Raw genomic sequence first — 295 nt, forward strand, 5'->3', positions numbered from 1 at the left:
CGGCAGCACGTCGGCGATCGGGTTCTGCTCCGCCAACTCGTCGATCTGCTGCTGGGACAACCGCGCCGGGGCGATGTCCGACGGCGTCAGACCGCCGCCGCCGTTGCGCACATGCGCGCAGATACCGGCCAGCGCCTCGAACCACAGCTGGCTCAACCGCGAGACCTGGTCGCGGTCGAGCGCCGAGGGCGCCCACGTCCAGTCGGCGCGCAGCCGCGGGCCGGCGTCCGTGTCGACGGTGGCCGAGTTGAGCTCCACGGTATGCACCAGCGGCATGGGCACGGCAGCGCTGACG

1 protein-coding gene is annotated in these 295 nt (G+C 72.5%); it reads right to left on the reverse strand.

Annotated elements, in window-relative coordinates; translation table 11 throughout:
* Positions 1-276 (reverse strand): hypothetical protein (locus ABQE44_RS25855; RefSeq protein WP_448432675.1); only part of this gene is annotated, 276 nt, incomplete at its 3' end.
* Positions 277-295 lie beyond the last annotated feature (19 nt).

It is taken from the genome of Mycolicibacterium sp. XJ2546, assembly GCF_053483195.1.